This window comes from Culicoidibacter larvae (genome assembly GCF_005771635.1).
GTDB classification, from domain to species: domain Bacteria; phylum Bacillota_I; class Bacilli_A; order Culicoidibacterales; family Culicoidibacteraceae; genus Culicoidibacter; species Culicoidibacter larvae.
Genome location: NZ_VBWP01000027.1, coordinates 1 through 890, shown reverse-complemented (window position 1 = coordinate 890; position 890 = coordinate 1). Strand labels below are relative to the sequence as shown.

The 890-nt window shown below is 41.8% G+C and carries 1 protein-coding gene; it reads right to left on the bottom strand.

Annotated elements, in window-relative coordinates; all coding sequences use genetic code 11:
- Positions 1-890: InlB B-repeat-containing protein (locus FEZ08_RS12115; RefSeq protein WP_171015085.1), on the bottom strand; the 890-nt coding region annotated here is incomplete at both ends.

Genomic DNA, 890 nt, shown 5'->3' with positions numbered 1-890 from the left:
CCGACAAAGCTATATCCGGCTCTTGTTGGGTTGGTTAATGCATCAAGATTCACTGATGAATCTGTTGGTTGCGTCAATGTTGCTGGTGCGCCACTTCCACCATTAGCATCAAAAGTAATGTTTTGATCATCAGCGGTAAACTGTGCGTATAATGTTTTGTTTGATGCAGGCATCTTGTTAGTTGCGAAGTTCCACTTCGTTCCACCAGTTGCGGCATCAAACCAGCCACTGAATGTATAACCAGATTTAGTTGGTACTGTTGCTGGTTCTACTACTAATGCATCAAAAGCAACTGTTTGCGTAGTAGTTGTCCCTTGGTCATTAAATGTCAGTGTGTAATTGTTTCTTGTGTATTGTGCGTACAATGTTTTGTTTGATGCTGGCATTTTGTTGGTCGTGAAGTTCCACTTCGTACCACCAGTTTGGGCATCAAACCAACCCGCAAAGGTAAATCCAGTTTTTGTTGGTGCTGTTGGTTCAGTTGCTAATGTATCATAGACAACTGTTTGAGTAGTTGTCGCGCCATCATTATCAAATGTCATGGTATAACTATTGATTGTGAATTGCGCATATAGCTTCACAGCATTCGCTGGCATTTTACTGGTCGCAAAGTTCCATTGTGTACCACCAGTTGCGGCATCGAACCAACCTACGAATGTATATCCGGTTTTCACTGCATCTGCTGGTTTAGTGGCTAATGTATCAAATGTTACTTGTTCATCAGCAGGTTTTGTGCTTGTTGCGCCATTGGTCGCAACATCATAGCTTAGTACATATTTATTAGCTGTGTATTGTGCATATAATGTTACATCAGCTGCTCCTACTGTATATGGGAAGGTTACTTTACTTCCGCCAGTACTTGCGGTAAACCAGCCATTAAATGTATGTCC